Annotated in this window: 20 protein-coding genes; 9 read left to right on the top strand and 11 right to left on the bottom strand. The window is 69.8% G+C overall.

The annotated features are described in order from the left end of the window. The first annotated feature begins 129 nt into the window (after window positions 1-129). The 4 genes from purU (at window position 130) to N1032_RS02780 (ending at window position 4,293) form a co-directional block, all read left to right on the top strand. Entirely contained in the window at window positions 130-987 is an 858-nt protein-coding gene (gene purU / locus N1032_RS02795; protein ID WP_259537302.1) for a formyltetrahydrofolate deformylase, read from the top strand. 66 nt (window positions 988-1,053) lie between these two features. Further along, window positions 1,054-2,256: a hypothetical protein gene (locus N1032_RS02790; RefSeq protein ID WP_259537295.1), complete on the top strand. Its 1,203-nt coding sequence runs from the start codon at window positions 1,054-1,056 to the stop codon at window positions 2,254-2,256. A 9-nt stretch (window positions 2,257-2,265) separates the two neighbouring features. Then, window positions 2,266-3,204, top strand: a complete 939-nt coding sequence (locus tag N1032_RS02785; protein ID WP_259537292.1) for a linear amide C-N hydrolase — start codon at window positions 2,266-2,268, stop codon at window positions 3,202-3,204. A gap of 72 nt (window positions 3,205-3,276) precedes the next feature. Then, window positions 3,277-4,293: a Gfo/Idh/MocA family protein gene (locus tag N1032_RS02780; protein ID WP_259537291.1), complete on the top strand. Its 1,017-nt coding sequence runs from the start codon at window positions 3,277-3,279 to the stop codon at window positions 4,291-4,293. Between the two features lie 393 nt (window positions 4,294-4,686). Here the strand turns inward: N1032_RS02780 and N1032_RS02775 are convergent, their stop codons facing one another. The 7 genes from N1032_RS02775 to N1032_RS02745 form a co-directional block, all read right to left on the bottom strand. Next, complete coding sequence (locus N1032_RS02775; RefSeq protein WP_259537290.1) at window positions 4,687-5,475, bottom strand: glucosamine-6-phosphate deaminase; 789 nt, start codon at window positions 5,473-5,475, stop codon at window positions 4,687-4,689. Beyond that, window positions 5,463-6,491: an ROK family protein gene (locus N1032_RS02770; protein ID WP_259537289.1), complete on the bottom strand. Its 1,029-nt coding sequence runs from the start codon at window positions 6,489-6,491 to the stop codon at window positions 5,463-5,465. Before N1032_RS02770 ends, N1032_RS02775 begins: the two co-directional genes overlap by 13 nt. Further along, complete coding sequence (gene nagZ, locus N1032_RS02765) at window positions 6,488-7,969, bottom strand: beta-N-acetylhexosaminidase (protein ID WP_259537288.1); 1,482 nt, start codon at window positions 7,967-7,969, stop codon at window positions 6,488-6,490. Before nagZ ends, N1032_RS02770 begins: the two co-directional genes overlap by 4 nt. Then, window positions 7,966-8,814, bottom strand: a complete 849-nt coding sequence (locus N1032_RS02760) for a carbohydrate ABC transporter permease (protein WP_259537287.1) — start codon at window positions 8,812-8,814, stop codon at window positions 7,966-7,968. Before N1032_RS02760 ends, nagZ begins: the two co-directional genes overlap by 4 nt. Next, on the bottom strand, window positions 8,811-9,800 hold the full coding sequence (locus N1032_RS02755) for a carbohydrate ABC transporter permease (protein ID WP_259537286.1): 990 nt from the start codon (window positions 9,798-9,800) through the stop codon (window positions 8,811-8,813). Before N1032_RS02755 ends, N1032_RS02760 begins: the two co-directional genes overlap by 4 nt. A gap of 124 nt (window positions 9,801-9,924) precedes the next feature. Further along, the gene (locus N1032_RS02750; RefSeq protein WP_259537285.1) at window positions 9,925-11,205 is read right to left on the bottom strand and encodes an extracellular solute-binding protein; all 1,281 of its coding nucleotides are present in this window, start codon (window positions 11,203-11,205) and stop codon (window positions 9,925-9,927) included. 76 nt (window positions 11,206-11,281) lie between these two features. Continuing rightward, a complete protein-coding gene (locus N1032_RS02745; RefSeq protein WP_259537284.1) occupies window positions 11,282-12,502 on the bottom strand; it encodes an ROK family transcriptional regulator in 1,221 nt (406 codons plus the stop codon). A 140-nt stretch (window positions 12,503-12,642) separates the two neighbouring features. On the opposite strand from N1032_RS02745, the gene N1032_RS02740 reads away from it, so the two are divergent. From N1032_RS02740 to N1032_RS02720, 5 genes are all read left to right on the top strand, one after another. Beyond that, window positions 12,643-12,972, top strand: a complete 330-nt coding sequence (locus tag N1032_RS02740; protein ID WP_259537283.1) for a DUF7882 family protein — start codon at window positions 12,643-12,645, stop codon at window positions 12,970-12,972. After that, the gene (locus tag N1032_RS02735; RefSeq protein ID WP_259537282.1) at window positions 12,953-13,912 is read left to right on the top strand and encodes a bacteriorhodopsin-like; all 960 of its coding nucleotides are present in this window, start codon (window positions 12,953-12,955) and stop codon (window positions 13,910-13,912) included. Before N1032_RS02740 ends, N1032_RS02735 begins: the two co-directional genes overlap by 20 nt. Window positions 13,913-13,944: 32 nt before the next feature. Beyond that, window positions 13,945-14,298 carry a YrdB family protein gene (locus N1032_RS02730; RefSeq protein ID WP_259537281.1) on the top strand — a complete coding sequence of 118 codons (354 nt, stop codon included), beginning with the start codon at window positions 13,945-13,947 and terminating at the stop codon, window positions 14,296-14,298. Next, entirely contained in the window at window positions 14,295-15,452 is a 1,158-nt protein-coding gene (gene nagA, locus N1032_RS02725; protein ID WP_259537279.1) for an N-acetylglucosamine-6-phosphate deacetylase, read from the top strand. Before N1032_RS02730 ends, nagA begins: the two co-directional genes overlap by 4 nt. A gap of 93 nt (window positions 15,453-15,545) precedes the next feature. Further along, entirely contained in the window at window positions 15,546-16,055 is a 510-nt protein-coding gene (locus N1032_RS02720) for a hypothetical protein (RefSeq protein WP_259537278.1), read from the top strand. 15 nt (window positions 16,056-16,070) lie between these two features. On the opposite strand, the gene N1032_RS02715 is transcribed toward N1032_RS02720, so the two are convergent. The 4 genes from N1032_RS02715 to N1032_RS02700 are packed head-to-tail and all read right to left on the bottom strand — an operon-like array spanning window position 16,071 to window position 21,533. Further along, window positions 16,071-17,549 (bottom strand): dynamin family protein, encoded by a 1,479-nt coding sequence (locus N1032_RS02715; RefSeq protein WP_259537277.1) that lies wholly within the window; start codon window positions 17,547-17,549, stop codon window positions 16,071-16,073. Then, window positions 17,536-19,647 (bottom strand): Hsp70 family protein, encoded by a 2,112-nt coding sequence (locus N1032_RS02710; RefSeq protein WP_259537276.1) that lies wholly within the window; start codon window positions 19,645-19,647, stop codon window positions 17,536-17,538. The genes N1032_RS02715 and N1032_RS02710 overlap by 14 nt, the downstream gene beginning before the upstream one ends. Window positions 19,648-19,671: 24 nt before the next feature. Next, a complete protein-coding gene (locus N1032_RS02705; RefSeq protein ID WP_259537275.1) occupies window positions 19,672-20,202 on the bottom strand; it encodes a hypothetical protein in 531 nt (176 codons plus the stop codon). Next, complete coding sequence (locus N1032_RS02700; RefSeq protein WP_259537274.1) at window positions 20,202-21,533, bottom strand: cysteine peptidase family C39 domain-containing protein; 1,332 nt, start codon at window positions 21,531-21,533, stop codon at window positions 20,202-20,204. Before N1032_RS02700 ends, N1032_RS02705 begins: the two co-directional genes overlap by 1 nt. Between the last annotated feature and the right edge of the window lie 59 nt (window positions 21,534-21,592).

Below are 21,592 nucleotides of genomic sequence, written 5' to 3'. Positions count from 1 at the left end.
GGGTTCGATCCTCAGATCGCGGACTCGCAAGACGGTGACGACTTCGTACATGCCCGTGGCCGAACGATACCCGCGCGACCACTGACTATTCTAGCTGAGAAGCCCTCGCGGGCAAGAGGAGGTTCGCTCGTGGCGTTGCCGCGCAATCACTGGGTGCTCACGTTCGTCTGCGCCGATCTGCCGGGAATCGTGCACGCGGTGAGTGGTGCGGTCGTGGCATCCGGTGGCAACATCACCGAGAGCCAGCAGTTCTCGTCGGCCGACACCGGCCGCTTCTTCATGCGGCTGCAGGTGGAGTCCGAGGCCTCGCGCGGCGAGTTCGAAGCGGCTCTGGCACCGGTGGTCGAGCGCTACGGCATGACCTGGCAGCTCGACGTCGTGGGCCGCCCGCTGCGCACGCTCGTGCTGGTGTCGACCGCCGCGCACTGCTTGAACGACCTGCTGTTCCGGCAGCGGGCCGGTCAGCTGCCGGTGCAGATTCCGCTCGTGCTCTCGAACCACGGGTCGCTGCGCGATCTGGCCGGGTTCTACGACGTGCCCTTCGAGTCGCTGCCGGTGACGGATGCCGCCTCCAAAGCGGCCTTCGAGCAGCGTGTCATCGACGCCGTCGACGAGCACGACATCGAGCTCGTGGTGCTCGCGCGCTACATGCAGATCATCTCGCCCGAGCTGTGCGACCGCCTGGCCGGGCGGCTGATCAACATCCACCACTCGTTCCTGCCCGGCTTCAAGGGGGCGAACCCCTACAAGCAGGCTCACGCCCGGGGCGTGAAGCTCATCGGCGCCACCGCCCACTTCGTCACCAGCGACCTCGACGAGGGCCCGATCATCGAGCAGAACGTGGTGCGCGTCGACCACACCCGCACGCCCGCCGAACTCGTGGCCATCGGGCAGGACGAGGAGAGCCGCACGCTCACCCAGGCCGTGAAGTGGTTCGCCGAAGACCGGGTGCTGCTCGACGGCGCCCGCACCATCATCTTCCGCTGACCGCGCCCGCCCATACGGCCCCATCCGATACTGCATTGCCTCGAGGGCCCTACGTAAGTGGAGTCGATGTCCGTCAAGGACTCCTTCCCGGACGGTACCGTTTTCGAAGCGCATGCCGGACTGACCTCATTTCCCGGCCGCGGAGAGATCGAATTGGCACACAGACGCCGAAAGGATCGCCGAAGCGCGCGAAAGGTCGACCGCCAGCCGGTCCGGCTGCGCAGCAATGATGCGCCCGTGGCCGAGGTCGCCTTGGGTGCCTCTACTCGCATCCGGCTTGTAACGGCGGCTGCCCTGAACGCGCTCGGGGCAGCTACCTTCGTCGCAGCGGACAGATTCCTCGCCTCTCCACCGGCTGCCGTCCTCTCCACAGCTAAGCAGGGGGACGTGGCAGGAATCGAGGCCGGCCGAATCGAGATCAGCTCGTCGACGCGGAAATCCCTCAAGCTCGACTTCGCCTTGGAGATGCATCTGACGGGTTCCCACCGTGAGGCATATGTCCTCGAGGTGCGGGCACCGAAGACGGGATACGTGGACTGCGGAACGGATTGCGAGGCGGATCCGTTGATTGTGCAGCTCGCGTTCAGCGGGTCGGCCGATGGCTCGAACTTCGACATCGCCACCCGGGACCTCAGCGGTGGACCCGATCCTCTGGTCCGGGCCGCCTTCACCTCCTCGACCGGCGCGACCGCGACCATGCTGGAGGATGAATCGCCGACCTCACACGACGACCGTGGTTTCCCGTCAACATCCGGCGCCTCCGTCGTGCAGCTGGAGTTCCTGGAGACCCTCTTCATCACACATCCGGCTGACGCTGGATGGACTGTTCCAGTCGCCCGGATCACGGTCGCGGTCGACGAGGACAACGCTGCGCAGTCAGGCCCTTATTTCGCCGTCCAAGCACCTTCGGTTGCGACGACTGGGAGCAATACCTCTCTGATAGCGTTCACCCCGTTCGCTCTGAACGGCACGGTCGTTCTGGGCGCGATCCCCGACTTCAGTGGGCTGATGGGCGTTGTCGACGAGACAGGCGCAGCGATCCTGACGGGCGGCCTCGAGAGCGAGAGCACCTGGCGCATCAATCCGGGTCTGCTTACCGAAGGGTTCGGACCAGTCGTGTCGTATGTCGATCATCGACTGCTGCAGAAGGCGGAATTCTGGCGACAAGGGCTGGCTCCTGGTCTCGGCGACATTGGTCGGGGCGTCCTTTGGCGTCGTCGCGGAATTGGTCCTCAGCCGACGCCGGGTTCCTCACCGATAGACGGGTAGATTGACCGCATGTGCACCCGAATCTTCTGGAATGACAACGCCGTCGCCAAGACGGTGAGCCGCTGCATGGACTGGGCGGTGAGCGACGAGCCCGAGCTGTGGTTCGTTCCGCGCGGCACGGATCGCACGGGCAACGCCGGCGAGCGCTCGCTCGCGTGGACCTCGCGGTACTCCAGCGTCTCGGTGAGCATGTGGGGCATCGGCACGGTCGACGGCCTCAACGAGAAGGGCCTCGCCGCTCACGGTCTCTACCTCGATCTCGACGAGGTCGAATACCCCGCGCCCGACGAGCGCCCGGTCATCTCGAACGCGATCTGGGTGCAGTACCTGCTCGACAACTTCGCCACGGTGGCCGAGGCCGTCGCCGCCATCGACACCGTGCGCATCCACTCGCAGCAGCTGCGCGACCAGGAGATGGGGGTGCACATCGCGCTTGAAGACGCCTCGGGCGACTCCGCGATCATCGAGCCGATCGGCGGGCGGCTCGTGGTGCACCACGGCCCGGAATACACGGTCATGGCGAACTCGCCGTCGCTCGACAAGCAGCTCGCGAACCTCGCCGAATACCGCCCGTTCGGCGGCGAGCTGCCCCCGCCCGGAGACATCTCGAGCCTCGACCGGTTCGTGCGGGCATCCTATTTTCTGCACTATCTGCCCGAACCCGAGAACGAGGTCGAGGCGGTGGCCGGCGTCTTCCAGCTGATCGCGAACGTGTCGCCCTACGGCGCGCCCTACTCCGACGGCGGCGTCTACCCGACCTGGTGGCAGTCGGGCGCCGATCTCACCAACGGCGTCTACTACTTCGGTTCGACGCGGAGCCCGAGCATCTTCTGGGTGCCGCTCGCCGAGATCGCCGACGGCACCGAGGTGCTGCGCCTCGACCCGCGCGACGTGTCGCTCGTGGGCGACTCGTCGTCGATGCTGCAGCCGGCGACGCTGCCGTATTGACGTCATCCTCTTGTGCAGTGGCACTGAATCTGTAAAGTGACTGTTCACAGATCGAGTTCACAAGGGAGTGACATGACCAACGACGAGCCATTGCGCATCGGGGTGCTGGGAGCCGCGCGCATCAACGACATGACGCTGTTTCCGGCCGCGCGCGACATCGGCGCCCGGGTCGTGGCGGTGGCCGCTCGCGACCGCGATCGGGCTGAGGTCTACGCGCGTGAGAACGGCATCGAGCGCGTGGTCGACGACTACGCCGCGCTCGTCGCCGACCCCGAGGTCGAAGCGGTCTACAACCCCCTGCCGAACGGGCTGCACACCCCCTGGAACCTCGCCGCGATCGCCGCCGGCAAGCATGTTCTCGGCGAGAAGCCGTTCGCGAGCAACGCGGCCGAGGCGGAGCAGGTGCACCTGGCCGCGCAGGAGCATCCCGAGCTCGTGGTGTTCGACGGGCTGCACTACCGCTACCACCCCGTGTTCCGGCGGCTGCAGCAGATCGTGCAGTCGGGTGAGATCGGCGACGTGCAGCACATCCGCGCGGTCATGTCGGTGCCCGTGCCCGACATCTCCGACATCCGCTGGTCGTATCCGCTGGCGGGTGGGTCGCTGATGGATCTGGGGGTCTACTGCATCGACGTGATCCACACGCTCGCCGCCGACCTCGGTGGGGCACCGCAACTCGCGACGGCGAAGACCGGTCACCTCGACGGCACGCATCCCGAGGTCGACGCCTGGTCGGAGCTGACCTACGAACTCCCCGGAGGCGTAGCCGCCACCGCCGAGATGAGCCTGATCGGGCCGCAGCACTTCGTGATCACGGTCGTGGGGTCGAAGGGCACGGTGCACCAGCCGAACCTCAGCTACGTGCACACCGACGACCGCATCATGGTGTTCACGCGCGACAGCACCCGCGTCGAGGAACTTGGCCGCACCAGCAGCTTCATCTACCAGATGCGCGCCTTCGCCGACTCGGTGCGCAACGGCGCCCCCTACGTGACCACCACCGCCTCCGCCCTCACCGACATGCGCGCCATCGACGCCGCCTACGACCTGGCCGGCCTCTCCCCCCGCCCCTCCGCCCCCATCGACTGAACCCACCAGCGGCGCGCCAACGAGCTCGGTGGTGCGGGCGCCGCGAGCCATACCCGCCGGCACTACGCGACACCCGGGGCCGCGAGACGTCAACATTCGGCGCAAAACGGGGCCGAATGCAACGAACAGTGACTTCTCGGCGCGGGATGGGGCACGCGGGGCCAAACCCGCCGACACCGCGAGACACCTGGGCCCGCGAGACGTCAACATTCGGTGCAAAACGGGGCCGAACGCAACGAAAAGTGACTTCTCGGCGTGAGCTGGGGTCGGGTGCAACGGAAAGCAGATCGCGGCGACCACGCTCGTCGCGATCGGCGAAGGGAGCGCAAAACACCCCGACCCCGACTCACCTCACCGCAAGGCACGCCGCAGAGGCGGCGGCGTGCAGTCCGACTACAGCACTACGGGATCCCATACCGGCTTCTGGGCGAACGCCTCGCGGTAGTAGTCCAGCTCGGTGAGCATGCTGGCGGCCTCCTCGTCGACCACGACGGTCGCGCGCGGGTGCAGTTGAATCGCGGATGCCGGCACGCTCGCCGTGAGCGGGCCCTCGACCGCGGCGGCCACCGCGTGTGCCTTTCCGGCGCCGAAGGCGAGCAGCACCAGGCGCTTGGCGCGCAGGATCGTGCCGAGCCCCTGCGTGATGCTGTGCACCGGCACGTCGTCGACCGAGTCGAAGAACCGGGCGTTGTCGTCGCGGGTCTGCCGGGTGAGGGTCTTGACGCGGGTGAGCGACGCGAACGACGAACCGGGCTCGTTGAAGCCGATGTGACCGTCGGTTCCGATGCCGAGCAGCTGCAGGTCGATGCCACCCGCGGCCACGATGGCGGTCTCGTAGCGCTCGCCCGCGGTCTCGATGCCGAGCGGGCGGCCGTCGGGCACGTGCACCGCCGACGGGGTGAGGCCGAGCGGCCGCACCACCTCGCGGTCGATCACCGAGTGGTAGCTCTCCGGGTGGTCGAGGGCGATGCCCACGTATTCGTCGAGCGCGAATCCGCGCACCCCCGACAGGTCGAGCCCGGCCTGAACCCGCTCGGCGAGCGCGCGGTAGACCGGCAGGGGCGTGTCGCCCGTCGCGAGGCCGAGCACGGCATCCGGCTTCGTGGCGACCAGGCGCTCGATGGCCTCGGCGACCAGGGCTCCGGCGGCCTGACGGCTGCTGACGACGATCACTTCTGCCACGTGGCGACTCTCTCCTCTTCTCGGCCGGCTTCTGACCGGCGCCCGGCGTCGCCGTCCAGCTCGGCACCTTCGTCTCGGCCGCCCGACGACGAGCGCACGGCCTCGGTCGGCGCTCCGACGAGCGCGGCGCCCACGGCCGCGGCCGGGAAGCCGGCCGGAACCAGCTGCACCCTGCCCTCGAGACCGAGCGACGCGAGGAAGGGCGACTCCTCAGCCCAGGATGTCAGAACCCGTCGCACCTCGTCGAGGAGCCAGGCTCCGAGGTTGCTGAGTCCCCCGCCGATCACCACGAGCTCCACGTCGACGGTCAGCACGAGAACCCGCACGGCGGCCGCGATGTTGTCGACCAGCAGCGTTCGCACGGCCAGAGCCGCGGGGTCGCCGGCATCCGCCGCCGCCAGCAGCGCGCGCACCGGAATCGGGTCGTCGGTGGGCCACTGCCGCGCGATCGCCGACCCCGACGCCACGGTCTCGAGGCAGCCGCGCTGCCCGCACGGGCACAGCACTCCGCCCGGGTCGACCGGGATGTGCCCGATCTCGCCCGCGGTTCCTCGCGCCCCCCGCCACAGGCGCCCGTCGATCACGAGCCCGGCGGCGAGTCCCGTGCCGACGTTGAGGTAGGCCATCGAGCTCGCCGGCAGTCCCGGCCCCGTCGTCATCAGCCGATACGCGCCGAGCGCGGCAGCCTTGACGTCGTTCTCGACCTTCACCTCGCGCCCGAGCAGCTGTTCGAGACGATGGCCGAAGTCGAGTTCGTCGAAGCCGAGGTTCACGGCGTGCGAGACGCTGCCCGTGACGGCGTCGACCTGACCGGGGATGCCGACCCCGATCGACTCGAACCGATCGGGCGTGCAGCCCGTGGCCTCGGCGATGCGGCCGATGCCCTCCATGGCCGTGGCGATGACGGCGTCGGCCCCGAACCCGGTGGCCAGACGCACGCGCTCGACGATGGTCCCGTCGTCGTCGACCGCCACCGCGTCGGTCTTGGTGCCGCCGATGTCGAGCCCGAGCTTCACGAGCGCACCCCCTTCCGCGCGAGCAGGCCGGCGAGGGCCTCGCCGACGAGAGCGGATGCCCCGAACGTGGCGATCTGGGCGTAGGCCGGATCGTCTCCCGGCCAGCCCATGTCGACGGTGACCATCCGCGGCTGGCGGGCGCGGAGGGCGTCGATCAAGGCGACCACCTCGGGCCGCCTCTGGTTGTCTTTTCCGATGACGAGAACGGATGCCGCTTCGGGAATATGCCCGATGCTCTCGCGCCACGACCTCTCGTCGACCTCGTGCACCGGCAGGTCTGACCCGGCCTCGACCAGCGCCCGGAACGGCCCCCACGGCACGACCCCCACCGCGATGTTGGCGATCGTGTCGACCCGCACGACGTGCCACCCGGCCCCGCCCAGATCGGCGTCGGCCGCCACGTCGATCGCGAACGCCTCCGCCACCCGGTCGGCGTCGGGCAACGCGCCGTGCTCCCCCGCGCCCGCAGCCGACGCTCCCACCGCCGCCACGAGCGCCCTCAGCCGCGCGTTCGCGTCGGCGATCCGCGACGCCTCGAGCTCCCCGCCCGCGACGGCCGCCTCGACCCGCTCCACGATCTCGTCGAGCTGCTGCTCGGTGTTCTTCGTGCCGATGCACAGCAGGTCGCACCCCGCGGCGAGCGCCCGCACGGCGGCCGCCGGAATGCCGATCACCCCGCTCGCCCCCACCATGTCGAGCGCGTCGCTCACGATCACCCCGTCGAACCCGAGCTCGTCGCGCAGCACCCCCTGCAGCACCCGCGGCGAGAACGTCGCCGGCTGCTCGGGGTCGAGCTGCAGCAGCAGGATGTGGCTCGTCATCACGGTCATCGCCCCTGCCGCCACCGCCGCGGCGAACGGCCGCAACTCGCGGGCGCGGAGCGTCTCGAGCGGCACGTCGACCGTCGGCAGGGCGAGGTGCGAGTCCTGCGCGGTGTCTCCGTGACCCGGAAAGTGCTTGATGCTCGCCGCCACCCCGTGCCGCTGCAGCCCCATCACCCAGGCGGCGCTGTGCCGAGCGACGAGGTCGGGCGAGTCGCCGAAGCTGCGGATGCCGATGACCGGGTTGCGCGGGTTCGAGTTGATGTCGACATCCGGAGCGAAGTCGACGTTCACGCCCACGGCGCGCAGCTCCGCCCCGACGGCCGACGCCACCGCGGTGGTCGCCGCCAGGTCGTCGAGCCTGCCGAGCACGGCATTGCCGGGGAACGGTGACCCCCGGTCGTAGAAGAGCCGGGTCACGTCGCCGCCCTCTTCGTCGATCGCGATCAGCGCGTCGGGGTTCGCCCGGTAGACCGCCGCGGTCAGCGCGCGCACCTGATCGGGCGACACGACGTTCTCACCGAACAGGCACACCCCGCCGAGCCCCTCGCGCAGCATCCGCTCGACCCACTCGGGCAGCGTCGTGCCCACGAACCCGGGCAGCAGGGTGCTCAGGATGTCGCGGCGCACCGGCAGCGACCGAACCGACCAGCTCATCCCTTCACCGCCCCGCTCACGAGCCCCGAGGTCATGCGCCCCTGCACCAACAGGAAGAACACGATCACGGGAATGGCCATGAGCGTCGAGCCGGCCATGATGGCCGCCCAGTTCGTGGTGCCGGTGGTCTGCTGGAACGTGCGCAGCCACACCGGCAGCGTCATCATCTCGGGCCGCGAGTTCACCACGAGAGCCAGCAAGAACTCGTTCCAGGCCTGGATGAACCCGAACACACCGGTGGCCACGAGCCCGGGGGCGAGCAACGGGAACGTGATGCGCCAGAACGCTCCGGTGCGCGAGCAGCCGTCGATCATGGCCGACTCCTCGAGCTCGACCGGCACCCCGTTCACGAAGCCGCGGAGGGTCCAGATGGTGAACGGCAGCACGGTGGCCACGTACACCAGCGTGAGCCCCGCGATCGTGTTGAGGAGCCCCCAGCCGTCGAGCACCCGGTAGGTCGACACGATCATGGCCTCGGCCGGGATCATCTGGATGATGAGGATGGCGAAGATGAAGGTCTTGCGGCTCTTGAACCGGTAGCGCGTGACGGCGAGCGACGCGAGGAACGCGAACACGAGCGCGACGACGACGGTCGACACGGTGACCATGAGCGAGTTGCCGAGCGCGGGCAGGAATTGCGCCCGCGACGGCTCGAACAGCACCGTCTCGAAGTTGGCGGTGGTGAGGCTCTTCGGCACGAAGTTCGGCACCGTGCCACGGATCTCGTTGTTCGGCTGCAACGACGTGTTGACCATCCAGTAGACGGGGAACACCGAGAACGCGAAGACGACGACGGATGCCGCGCCGAGCAGGATGCCGGTGGTGCGCTTGCGGGAGAGCTTCATGACTCCTCCTCCTTCAGGCTTCGGCGCACGTAGAAGATCGAGATGGCCACCATGAGCAGCACCATGATCACGGCGATCGCGCCGCCCGTGCCGTAGTCGCCCTTGCCGAGCGAGGTCTGATAGATGTAGACGCCGAGCGTCGAGGTCTGCTCCTTGATGCCGCCGATGCCCTGCAGCGCGAAGATCTGGGTGAACACCCGGAGGTCCCAGATGACCTGCAGGATGATGACCACCACGAAGATGGAGCGCAGGTAGGGGAAGACGATCAGGCGAAAACGCTGCCAGGCTCCCGCGCCGTCGAGCTGCGAGGCCTCGAGCACCTCGTCGGGCACCTGCGTGAGACCGGCGAAGATGGTGAACGCCACGAACGGCACCGCGCCCCAGGTGACGATGATGGTCGCCACCACGAAGAACGAGAACGGGTCGATCAGCCACGAGTGGTTGGTGAAGTCCTGGCCCGACACCGCTTCGAGCAGGTAATTCACCACGCCGTACTGCGTGTCGAACATCCACCCCCACACGATGGTGGCGGTCAGGGCAGGCATCGCCCACGCGAGCAGCAGCCCCACCGACACGAGCACCTTGAAGAACCTGTTGACCCTGTTCATCAAGAGCGCCACGAGGGTGCCGAGCACCATCGCCGTGACGACGTTGGCGAGGCAGAACAGGATGCTGCGCACGAGCACCGCCCAGAACTGCGGGTCGCCGAGCACACGGGCGTAGTTGTCGAACCCGACGAACGGGGCATCGGCGCCGAACACCTGGGCCCGGCCGAACTCCTGGAACGACATGACGAACAGCTGGATCAGGGGCCACCCGATCACCACGGCGAGGATGACGAGGGCGGGCAGCAGCAGCACCCCGGGCGTGAACCGGCCGGCCTTGGCCCGGGACGGGCCGCGTTTCTTCTTCGGCCCGGTCGAGAGCGGCAGCTCCTGAACCCCGCCGGATTCGTGTTCCCGAACGAGCATCACAGACGAGGTCATGCGAGGTCTCCCATTACGATTGCGGTGTGCTCACCACCTTCCTAGGGCGATGGGCATCTGGGCTGACGGTGGCCGTGTTCGCGCACGGCCACCGTCAGGTTGTTCTCTCGGCGGCGCTCCGGCTCTAGGAGTTGAGGATGCCGTCGATCTTGGCGTCGAGCTCCTTCGCCAGGCTCTTCACGTCGCCGCCCTGGGCGATCGACACGAAGAAGTCCTGCAGCGCTCCGGATGCCTCGACATCCGCCCACTTCGGCGACGCCGGGGTGAGCTTCGCGTTCGCGGCCGCCTCGGCGATCGCGGTGGCGACGTCATCGGTGCCGAGGGTCGAGGCGAGCGACACCTTGGCCGGCACGAGGCCGTTCTCGCCGAGGATCGTCTGGTAGTCGTCGCTCAGCATGATCTCGAGGGCGTCGGTGGCGAGGTCGGGGTGGGCCGACTTGGCCGCGACGGCGATGTTCGAGCCGCCGGCGAAGACGTGGGCCGCGCCGCCGTCTTTACCGGGCAGCGCGTAGACGCCGAGGTTGGCCTCCTGGTCGGGGCAGCCGGGCGCATCCGAGTCGGCGGGGGCGAGGATCGAGCCCTTCACCCAGCTCGGCGCCGAGAGGTTGGCGACGGTTCCCTCGCAGAACGGAACCTGCGGGTCGGTCTCGTTGCCGTCTTTCGGGGCCACCGAGGCCTGGGTCATGACCTCCTGCACCTGCTCCAGGCCGGCGATCGACTCGGGGCTCGAGAAGCTCGACGTCCAGGTGTCGCCGTCCTGCGTGGCGATCTCGCCGCCGTTCTCCCAGATGTAGGGAAGGGCGTTGTACCAGTCCTGGCCGGGGAAGTAGATGCCCGAGACGCCGGGATTCGCTTGGGCGAGCGCGACGCCGTTGGAGATGTACTGGTCGAGCGTGGTGGGCACCGTCAGGCCGGCGTTCGCGAGCAGGTCCTTCTTGTAGAACACCAGACGCGCTCCCGAGTAGTAGGGCGCCGCATAGAAGCTGCCGTCGTACGTGCCCGCCTCGACGAAGCCGGGCAGCAGGTCGTCGCCGCCGAGCTCGTCGTACTTGTCGGTGAGGTCGAGGAACGCACCGGCCGACGTGAACGCCGCCGCCTGGGTGTTGCCGACCTCGACCACGTCGGGGCTGTCCGACCCCGAGAGGTTGGTGGTGAGCTTGTCGACGAGCCCGGTCCAGAACTGCTCTTCGATGGTGAGGGTGGAGCCCGGATGCTCCGACTCGAACGTGGTCTTCAGGTAGTCGCGTGCGGCATCCGGAGTGTCGGTGCCGTTCAGCCAGACGCGGATGTCGGCGCTGTCCGACGAACCTTGGTCCGACCCCGACGAGCTGCCTCCGGCGCACCCGGCGAGCGCGAGAGCCGCCGTGACTCCGAGGGCGGTGACAGCGAGTGTCTTCTTCCTCATTGTTTTCTACCTTTCCTAGGGCGATGGTTGCCGGCTGGGCACCGGCTGAGTGAGGTGCAGGTGGTGCGAGGGCCGCTTACGAGACCCCGAGTTGTCCGGAGAGGACCATGACGGCCGCGCCGCGCAGAACGATGTCCTGCCCGAGCGTGGTCATCCGAAGCGTCAGAGAGCCGTGGAATTCGGCCATCGTGCGCTGTCGCAGTGTCTCGACGGTCGCTTTCGCGAGCGGTCCGTCGAGGAGTTCGGTGGGCCCGCTCAGAATGACCTCGCCGAGGTCGAGAGCGCCCACGACCGGGGCGAGGGCGATGCCGAGGCGCTGCCCGGCCTCGCGCAGCACGGCGTCGCGGTCGGCGTCGCCGGCGTTCTCGGGCCGTTCCAGTCGTTCGATCAGGTTCGGGATGCTGAGCCACGTCTCGAGACAGCCCCGCTTTCCGCAGGCGCAGACCGCTCCCCCGTCGGTGCCCACGACGACGTGGCCGATCTCGCCGGCCGCGAACCGGCTGCCGAACAGGGGCGTGCCGCCGAGCAGCAGGCCGGCACCGACACCGTGGCCGATCTTGATCAGCATGGCGTCGCTCTCGGCGCCGCCGAAGCTGTGCTCAGCGAGGATGGCGGCGTTCGCGTCGTTCGCCACGACCACGGGAAGACCGAAGCGGTCGGCCAGGATGCTCTGCAGCGGCATCCCGTTCCAGCCGAGGTTCGGCGCCGAGAGCACGACGCCGCCGAGGTCGACGACACCGGGCGACCCCACACCGATGCCGAGGATCGGCGCGGTGGCCAGCTCGACGAGCTGCTGGGCGAGAGCGAGCACCTTCTGCACCGCGTCGTCGCCGGTGCTGCCGGCCAGCTGCACCTCGGCGCGGGCGCTGATGGCGCCGTCGAGGTCGAGCAGGGCGCCCGAGAAGGTGGCGTGCTCCGAGAGGTCGAGGCCGACGATCACGAAGGCGGCGCGGTCGAGGTCGAGCAGGGTGGCGGGTTTGCCCGGGCGGGTCTCTTCGCGCTGACCGAGCTCGACCACGAGCCCGTCGGCGATGAGGTCGGCGACGAGGGCCGAGACGGTCACCCGGGTGAGGCCGGTCTGCCGGGCGATGTCGGCGCGGCTGCGGCGGCCGTCGCGGTAGAGGGTCTGCAGCACCAGGGAGCGGTTGTGACCACGGGCGTGTTCGGGAAGCACCTTCGCACTCGGCCGCAGCACGCGTGTCTGGGGGGCTTTTCCGTGTGCGAAGCCCTGGCCGGTCGTCAGCGGAGCCGACGGGTCGGTGCGGGAAGAGCTTCGCTGCACTTCCGATGCAGTCATGTTTGTTAGTAAAGCTTACGAACATACCGGGCACAAGATGCTCGAGCGATTTGCGAGCAGTCTTTACAAACTCGAAACATTGCCGTTTGGTCGGTGACGCCGGCCAGCGCGAGTAGGGTGGCCTTAATCAAGGAGCCCCCATGGGCACATTGCTTTACGGCAGCCCGAGCATGGAGATCAGCTTCGATGACCGCGCCCTGGCGCATCTGCAGATCGTCATCACGGCGAAACTGCGCCGGCGCGAGAGCTTCGTCTTCTCGTGGAACGACTCGGTCGACGTCGGCAGCGGGCGCAGCACCATCTGGCTCGACACGAGCAGCACACTGTTCTACCGCTTTCTCGGCAGCCGCGCGCCCGTGATCAACCGCGAGTGGATCGACGTGCTGATGAAGTCGGCCAACAGCGGCGGCGGCCTGTTCTTCACCGCGGAACCCGGAACGAAGGAGCGCAGTGCTCATCGCCAACCTTGAGCCGCCGTGGACCGTGGGCCTCACCGCCGGCGAGCACCAGCTCGTCGTCTACGTGCTCGTCGTCGCCGTGCTCGCCTTCACCGCCGGGCTCATCCGCAGCTGGGTGACCCGCAACGAGGTCGGATCGCGTTACCGCACCGCCGTGACGGCCCGCATAGGAATGCTCGCCGTGGCCCTGCTGACCTACCTGCTGCTCACGGCCACCTTCTTCGCCGCCTACGACCCCGTCGACGCGGGCTGGATGCCGAACGGCAGTGCGATCGACGTGTTCGCGGCGCGTTACATGGGCTGGACGGTGAGCGTGCCCCTGCTCACCATGGAGCTGCTCGCCGTCTGCGGCATCGCCGGTTCCGTCTCGCGTCGAAGCCGCGCGATCGCCCTGGTCTCGTCGGGCGCCATGATCTTCTGCGGGTTTCTCGGCGCCATCGTGATCGACGACGGCACCGGCATGCTGCCGTTCGTGCTCTGGGCGCTGGCGGGAGTGGCGTTCGGCGCGGTCGCGGTGGCGGTGCTGCTGCGGGCGGTGCGCGAGTCGCGGGCGGTGCTGACTCCCGAGGCCCAGGCGCTGCTGACCCGGGCGACTCTCGTGCTGCTCACGGGCTGGGTGGTCTACCCGATCGTCTATTTCCTCCCGTTGTTCGGGGCGAGCGGCGTGCTCACCACGGTGATCATGATCGTGCTGACGGCGACCGACGTCACCGTCAAGCTCGGTTTCGCCAACCGCATCCACCGGGTGGCGAAACTGCGCACCGCCGAAGACGTGCGCGCCGGCGTCGACGTGCACCCGGAATCCATCTGGATCTCGTCGGTGAAGCAGTCGGATGCCGGGCTCCCGCGCGAGATCAACCTCGCCACCGGCGCCGCCATCCACGAGCGCCGGCCCCGCCCACCCATCAGCACCGCGACGGCGTCGCCGGAACCCGACTCGACCGACTTCTGAGCGGAGCACGGGGCTGCCCTACCATTGACTCCGTGCAAGAAGAACCCCCCGACACCCGGCTCGGCTTCAACGACGTGCTGCGACTGCTGCTGGAGTTGTTCGCCTTCTTCACCTTCGCGTTCTGGGGCTTCGTGGCGTGGCCGTTCCCGTGGAACATCGCGTTCGGCATCGCGACCCCGTTGTTCGCCATCGTCGTCTGGGCGGTGTTCCGCTCCCCCCGGGCCGTCATCCACATCGACGCCTTCGGCAAGGCGCTCGTCGAGATCGTGGTGATGGGCTCGGCCGCGCTCGCCTGGCTGATGCTCGAGCAGCCGATCATCGCGCTCGTGTTCGGCGTGCTCGCGGTCGTCAGCGGTGTGATCGCCGGCCGCAAGGAGTTCCGGTGACCACCGTCGTGCACGGCGCCCGCAAGGTCGACGGCGACGGCGTGGTGGAGCGGTTCTGGGTGCTCTTCGACGGCGACGTGATCGGCGAGGTCGGTACGGGCGACTCCTGGCGGAGCCGCGTGGTCGCCGGCACGACCGTGGTCGACGCGGCCGGGCGATGGCTCACCCCCGGCTTTCTCGACCTGCATTCGCACGGCGGCGGCGGCTGGTCGTTCGACGACGGTCCCGACGCGATCAAGGCCGCCCTCGCCATGCACCGCGGCCACGGCACCACCCGCTCGGTGATCTCGCTGGTGGCCAACCCGCTGCCGTCGCTGCTCGTGAGCCTCGAGACCATCGCGACGCTCGCCGAGGCCGACCCCCTCATCCTCGGCGCCCACCTCGAGGGCCCCTATCTCGCCCGCAACCACCGTGGAGCCCACAACCCCGACTTCCTGCGTTCGCCGACGGCCGCGGACGTGGCCACCATCCTCGCCCGCGCGCACGGCCGCCTGGTGCAGATCACCATCGCGCCCGAGCTGCCCGGCTCGCTCGACGCGATCGACGCGTTCGTCGACGCGGGGGTCGTGGTGGCCATCGGGCACACCGACGCCGACCTCGCGCTGACGAAAGAGGCGTTCGCGCGCGGCGCCACCCTGCTGACGCACGCCTTCAACGCCATGCCCGGCATCCGGCACCGCGAACCCGGACCGGTGGTCGCCGCGTTCGACGACCCCCGCATCGCCCTCGAGCTCATCGTCGACGGGTTCCACGTGCATCCGGATGTCGTGAAGATGGCGTTCCTCATCGCCCCGCACCGCATCGTGATGATCACCGATGCCATGGCCGCCGCCGGCTCCAGCGACGGCCACTACCGCCTCGGCTCGCTCAACGTCAGCGTCAGCGATGGTCGCGCCCTGCTCTCGGGCACCTCGACCATCGCGGGTTCCACCCTCACGCAAGACGCCGCGCTGCGCTGGGCCGTCGAGGTGTCGGGCGTCGACCCCGTGCTCGCGGTCGCGGCGCTCACCGCGACACCCGCGCGCGCCATCCGCCGCGACGACGAGTTCGGCTACCTGCGGCCCGGCTTCGCCGCCGACGCCGTGCTGCTCGACGACCAGTGGGTCGTGCACGAGGTCTACGCGGCCGGGCGACCGGTGCACGGCCGCTCCTGACGCAGGCTCCGAGCCGGCGGGAACATATCGCGGCGTCGGTGCATCTCATCACTGTGCGAATGAGCGCGCAGCTCGATGAGAACGGAGAGAACGATGACCGATTACGAACGGCTCGGCTTCGATGCAACCGGTGACGGCATCGCCGACCCCGGCTTCTTCGACCAGAACGGCGACGGGGTGGCCGACACCGTGCAGCTCGACACCGACGGCAACGGGGCGATCGACGTCTACGCGCTCGACCTCGACCAGAACGGCGCGGTCGACGTGATCGACCTCGACACCGACGGCAACGGCACCTTCGAGACCTTCTCGAGCGATCGCAACGGCAACGGCGTGATCGACTCGGTGTCGATCGACGACAACGGCGACGGCGTGTTCGACCGGCAGATCGACGACGTCGACGAGAACGGCGTGCCCGACCCCGCCTTCGTCACGGTCGTGGGCCCGGCCGCCAACCCCGATCCGCTGCTCGACGAGCGGCTCTGGAACGATCCGGGCAACGGTGCCATCGTGAACGACATCTACAACTCCCAGGAGGTCACCGGGGGCGTGTGGCTTCTGCCCGACGGCTACCACTACGAAGAGGTCGGCGACGACTACTGAGCGCGGCGGGCGCGATCACGTCATCCGCGGCACCGAGGTGCCCGCGGCCTCGAGCCGCTCGAGCACGAGGGTGAACGAGCGCGACCGCACCCGTTGCACGCTCACGATGAGCGAATCGCCCGTCAGCGCGGCCTCGCGTTGAGCCTGCGACGCCAGGGCCAGCGCGGCGCCGCGCACGTCGGCCGGCGCGGAACCCGGGGCCACGCCCACGAGCGCCGCGTCGTCGCGGGCCTCCATCATCCGCTCGAGCTCGCCCACGAGGGGGTGCCCCGGATGCCGCGCGACGAGGGCCTCCCAGGCCTCGAGCTCGTTCAGCAGATGCAGCTCGGCGTCTGACCGCGCTCCGTCGATCAACCGCAGCAGGTCGAGCCGCTCGGCGGCTCCGACCGGCGCGTCACGCAGCTCGTCGAGCGCCTGGCGCGCTTTGAGTTGGGCCTCGCGGCGCACGTACCGATGCTCGAGCGCGTGGAAGAGGGCGTCGGCACCGGAGACGTCGATCAGCCAGCGGCTCAACGCGCCGGCGCCCTGGCGCGCGCGCTCGCGCCCGAACCGCAGGCCGTAGTCGCCCACGCGCTCGCGCAGCGCGGTGATCCCGGCGTCGTCCGCCGGCAGCGGGTAGCGCAGGTCGTCGTCGGTCGCCGAGGCGAACGCGGCGAGATCGCGGGCGTTCTGCTCGGTCACGAGCCCCGCGGCGCCGGCTTCGCCCAGGTTGCCCGCCACCGCCAGCACCTCGCCGAGCTCCGCTGCTCGCTGGCGGGCCAGCCCGGCCGCGAACTCCGTGGCGTCGGCCACGGGGTCGGTGGGTCCCCACGCCCCGCTCCCGAAGGTGTCGGCGTGGCTCAAGACACCGATCGACGCCGCGGTCGAGCTCGACGCCTTGCCCGACACCGCCGCGAACTCGGCGAGGAACCTCACGTCGTCGGCGAACTGCACGTCGCTGAAGACATAGATCAGGGCATCGGCGTGCACCGAACCCCCCTCGCCCAGGATGGCGCGGCGGGTGGCGCGCTCGTTCTCGGCGGTGGTGGTCGACAGCCCCGGGGTGTCGATGAGGGTGAACCCCTCGAGCGCCCGCTCCGGCAGGTGCACGACGGCGTGCGAGACCTCGTCGACGGGCCGCCCGAGCTCGTCGGGGAGCCGTCCGTGCACGAGCCGCAACGGCACGACCTCGCCGGAGAGCAGGTGCAGCTCACCCCGCTCAGGGCTGCCGTGGCGGTAATGCGTCACGATACGGGTGCACTCCGCCTCGTCGGTCGGAGCGACCCGGCGGCCGATCAGCGCGTTGATGAGCGTCGACTTGCCGGCCTTGACCCGGCCCACCACGGCGAGCCGCAGCGGTTCGGTCAGCGACATCCGGACTCCCGACGTCGTGGCCCTCGAGGCGTTGGCGGTCAGCCGATCGGCGTCGTCGCACAACTGCTTCAGGCGCCGCCGCAGCCGGGCCACCGCATCGTCGCCCGACGGATGCCGCGGCCCGAGGTCATCGCCCGTCATCGATCGCCTGCTGGATCGAGGCGTCGTCGACGTAGCCGAGTCTTTGGTCGGCCGCCGTGAACGTCGCTCCGTCGGTGGCACCGTAGATCGCCGCGCACATCGCGAGCTTGGTGTAGCACGCGATCTGGTACTCCGACGCGTTCGCCGTGTAGGTGCCCTGTCGCAGGGTGCCGATCGGCACGTCGTCTCCGGTGAGCAGCAGATCGGATTCGGTGACACCGGTGAGGTTCGCGGCCGCGAAGGCGTCCCAGAACGCTGCGGCGTCGGCCGGTGTCGCGAACTCGCTGAGTTCGACGGTCGCGGCAATGTCGTTCCAGCTGCAGAGCTCGACGGTGACGGCTTCGGCGGCCGGGTCGGGAGCGGTCTGGCAGGCGAGCGGGAAGTCGGCGTCGGTGGTGTCGAACGCCCACTCCAGGCCCTCGGCACCGGTGACCGCCGGGCACGAGCCGGCGGGCGCGGTGGAGCCGTCCCAGCAGGTGACCTCGGGGTCGGGCGCGGGAGCCGGGGACTCGGGCGGGGCGGAGGTGCTCGGCGCTGGAGAGTCCCCGGCGGTCGAGCCCGAGCCGGCGAGGTTGACGGCCGTGACGATGATCGACACGACGACGATCAGCACCACCACCGCGCCGAGGATCGGCAGCAGGAGGAGCGGCCCGCGGTACCACGGCCGGCGGGGCGGTGGTGGCGGTGGCGACCAGACGTCACCCGGGTATTGCGGCGGCAGCGACCCGGGCGGCACCACGGCGCCCCCTCCCCCGGCCACGGCTCCCCCGGCCATGGCTCCCCCGGCGCCGCCGGCGTCGGAACCCGGATACACCGGGATCGCGCCCGATTGCGGTCGGCTCGCGTCGCTCGGCGGGGCTGTCGTCGCGGCTCCCGCAACGGCACCCGCGGCGGCGGCAGCAGCCCCGGCCCCGACCCCGGCGGCGCCCAATCCGGCGGCGGTCACCGCCCCACCGGCGCTCCCCTCGGGCGCGGTGGCGCCCCCGGCCGTCGCCCGCACGGTGCCGGCCACCGGCGTGAAGAGCGCACCCTCGGCCACCACCAGCTTCGGATCGTCGAGCGTCACCGGCGACCGCCCGATCACGGCCTCGACGGCGCGGTGCACCGCCGGCGTGCGCGACGATCCACCGGTGAGATACAGGGCCTCCAGAGCGTTCGGCGGCGTGCCGGTCGCATCGAGCACGCGTCGCAGCAGCACCGCGGCGCGTTCGACATCGGGAGCGATGAGCTGCTCGTACTCGACGCGGGTGATGGTGACCGCCGCCTCGCGCCCACCCGCACCCACCGCGATCGTGCTCGACGGATAGGCGCTGACGTCTTCTTTCGCGGCGCGCACCGCGTCTCGCAACGTGAGCCGCGCTCCGAGACCGGCGGGCGCCTCGAGGGCGGCGAGCAGCTCGGGTTCGCCCTGCTGCGACAGCTCGGCGAGCACCCACTGGTAGAGCCGGTCGTCGAAGTCGTTGCCCCCGAGGTGGGCGTCGCCGTCGGCGCCGAGGATGCGGTACTCCGAACCGGGCGTGCTGTCGCTCGTGCGCTCCAGCACGGCAACGTCGCATGTTCCGCCACCGAAGTCGAACACCGCGACCCGCGAACCGGGCGCGAGATGCATCGCCTGCGCGAAATGGTGCACCGCGGCGATCGGCTCCGCCACCAGCGTGATGGCCGCGCGGTCGAAGCCGGCGAGCACGGCGGCCTGCACCAGCGCATCGAGCTTCTCGTTCGACCAGGCCGCCGGATGCGTCAGCCACAGCCGATGCGGCATCACCTGGCCGAACTGGGCGAGGGCTTTGTCGCGCACCGAGGCGATCACGTGCGAGACCAGCAGCACCGGGTCGACCAGTTGCTCCCCGAGCAGGATGCTGGTCTCGCCGATGCGCGATTTCGGCGCCCCCTCGTAGCGCTCCGGGTGCAGCCGCCGCTGGTTCTCGGCCGCACGGCCGACCACGATCACCGATCCGGCGAGCAGAACCGCCGACGGCATCGTCGTCGAGTTGGTCTCGAGGCTCAGTGGCCGGATGCCGACCACGCCGTGCGTGGCTGCAGCCGTGTTCGACGTTCCGAAGTCGATGGCCAGTGCCCATGGTGTCGTGTCAGGCATGACGTTCCCCCCTGATCCTCGCGCTCATCGAGCGCTTCCGTTCGCGGCGTGCTGATAGACGAAGACATCGGCCTGGCGCACGAGCGTGGCGCCCGACCGGTAGCCGGGCCGCACCGTCGAGGCGACGAGGCCTTCGTGCGCGGCATCCGGAGCCGCCACGACCCCCACCACGTGCTGCCAGCCCGGCGCGAGAGGCTGATCGACGCCCGGCACCACCGGCTCCACGCCGACGCCGCGCAGGATGCGGGCGCACTGGGCGCTGACGGCCGGTGTCGTCGACAGGTCGGCCAGGGCGATCAGGTCACGCACCAGCCCGTCGGGCACGGATGCCGCGACCGCCGCCGGTGGGGCCGCCGACGCTGCCGGGCCCGAAGCGGGCGCCTGGGTCGGCGCCGGCACCGCGGCCCGCGACTGCCCGGCCCGCTCCTGCGGCGAGCGGCTGGAGGCGCGGGCCAGCAGCACGGCGAGCACCACGGCCACGACGAGCAGCACGACGGCGACCGCCGCGGTCACCGCGCTGCGCGGGTCGCCGAGCAGCCACGCCAGCGCATCCATCAGCGTTTCCGCGCGACCGCGGCGGCCGCCGCACCGGCGCCGAGCACGATCGGCAGCAGGATCCACGGGGCCGTGTGCACGACGGTCGAGATGAGGTTCGGCTGCGGCACCGTGCCCGAGAGCACGTCGTCGAGCGGGGAATCGACCGGCTCCGCCGCAGACCCGTCGGTGCCGGCATCCGTCAGCACGTCGATCACCGGGTTCGCCTCGCCGGCGCCGGTGTCCGACCCCGCAGTTGTGGCATCGGGCTCGTCGAGCGGCGGAGCGTCGGTCGCAGGCTCGTCGAGCCCTTCGTCGCCGGCAGGCAGGCCGGCCTCCTCGAGGCGCAGCTCGCGCTGATCCTCCTGGAACTCCTCCGGCGTCTGGTCACACACCAGCATGGTGTTGCCCGACTGGGCCCAGGCCGCTTCGAAGTCGTCGATCGACACGCGCAAGGCTTCGCCGGTGTCGGTTCCGGTGTCGTTCAGATACACCACGCCCTCGTCGAGGTTGATGCCCGTCACCGTCACCGCGTGGTCGGCGCCGTCGCCGTCGGTGTCATCGACCTCCCAGTACTTACCCGAGTCGACGTAGACGAGCGGGCGGTAGCCCTCGGCGAGCGCCGTGGTGAGACCGTCGACGTCGGAGACCGTCTGCGTGGTGGGGATGCCCTCCGAGGCGAAGATCGTCTGGGCGTCTTCGAGGCTGAGGCTCGGGGTGCCGTCGGGAGCGACGTTCCACAGGCCCAGGGCGTTCACGTCGTCGACGAAGTGCTGGTCGTCGGGTTGCACGCCGAGGTACTCCGAGAGGATCTGGGCGACGCTCGCCGGAACGCACGAGCCGTTGAACGACTGCTCGAACCAGGTTCGCGAGGCCTCGAACGGGTCGCCGATGATCTCGCCGTCCTGGATGTCGATCAGCTCGTCGGCGGTGGGATCGGCGAGGTCGCCGAACAGTGCGTAGACCTCCGGCATCTCGGAACGCAGCGCGGTGATGGGCACGTACTCGTCGATGTCGCCGCCGGTGACGTGGAAGTCACCGCCGGAGCGCTCGACCGTGAGGTCGGCGAAGCCGTCTCCGTCCAGGTCGATGAGCACCGTGTCGGGGTGGGCGTCGCCGTCGTCGTCGAGCACCGTGTAGGGCACACCCGTCGAGAGCAGGCCCGAGAACGAGGTGGCGGCGGAGGCCGACGACGCATCGCCGCCTCCGTCGGCCGGGTAGCCCGGGTCGGTGGGGTAGGTGCCGTCGGTGTAGGGGTCGGTGGTCGGGTAGTCAGCGGCATCCGATTCCGGCAGAGCGGCATCGGTCTGCGTGTCGGGGGTGTCGTACTGGTCGTCGTTCCAGGAGTCCATCGTTCTCGCCTTTCTGGCCGTGTGACAGTGAGATGCACGGCCGGGGCGGAATGTTCCCC

This window comes from Herbiconiux daphne, assembly GCF_024979295.1.
Classification (GTDB): Bacteria; Actinomycetota; Actinomycetes; order Actinomycetales; family Microbacteriaceae; genus Herbiconiux; species Herbiconiux daphnes.
This window is presented reverse-complemented; position numbering and strand designations above follow the sequence as displayed.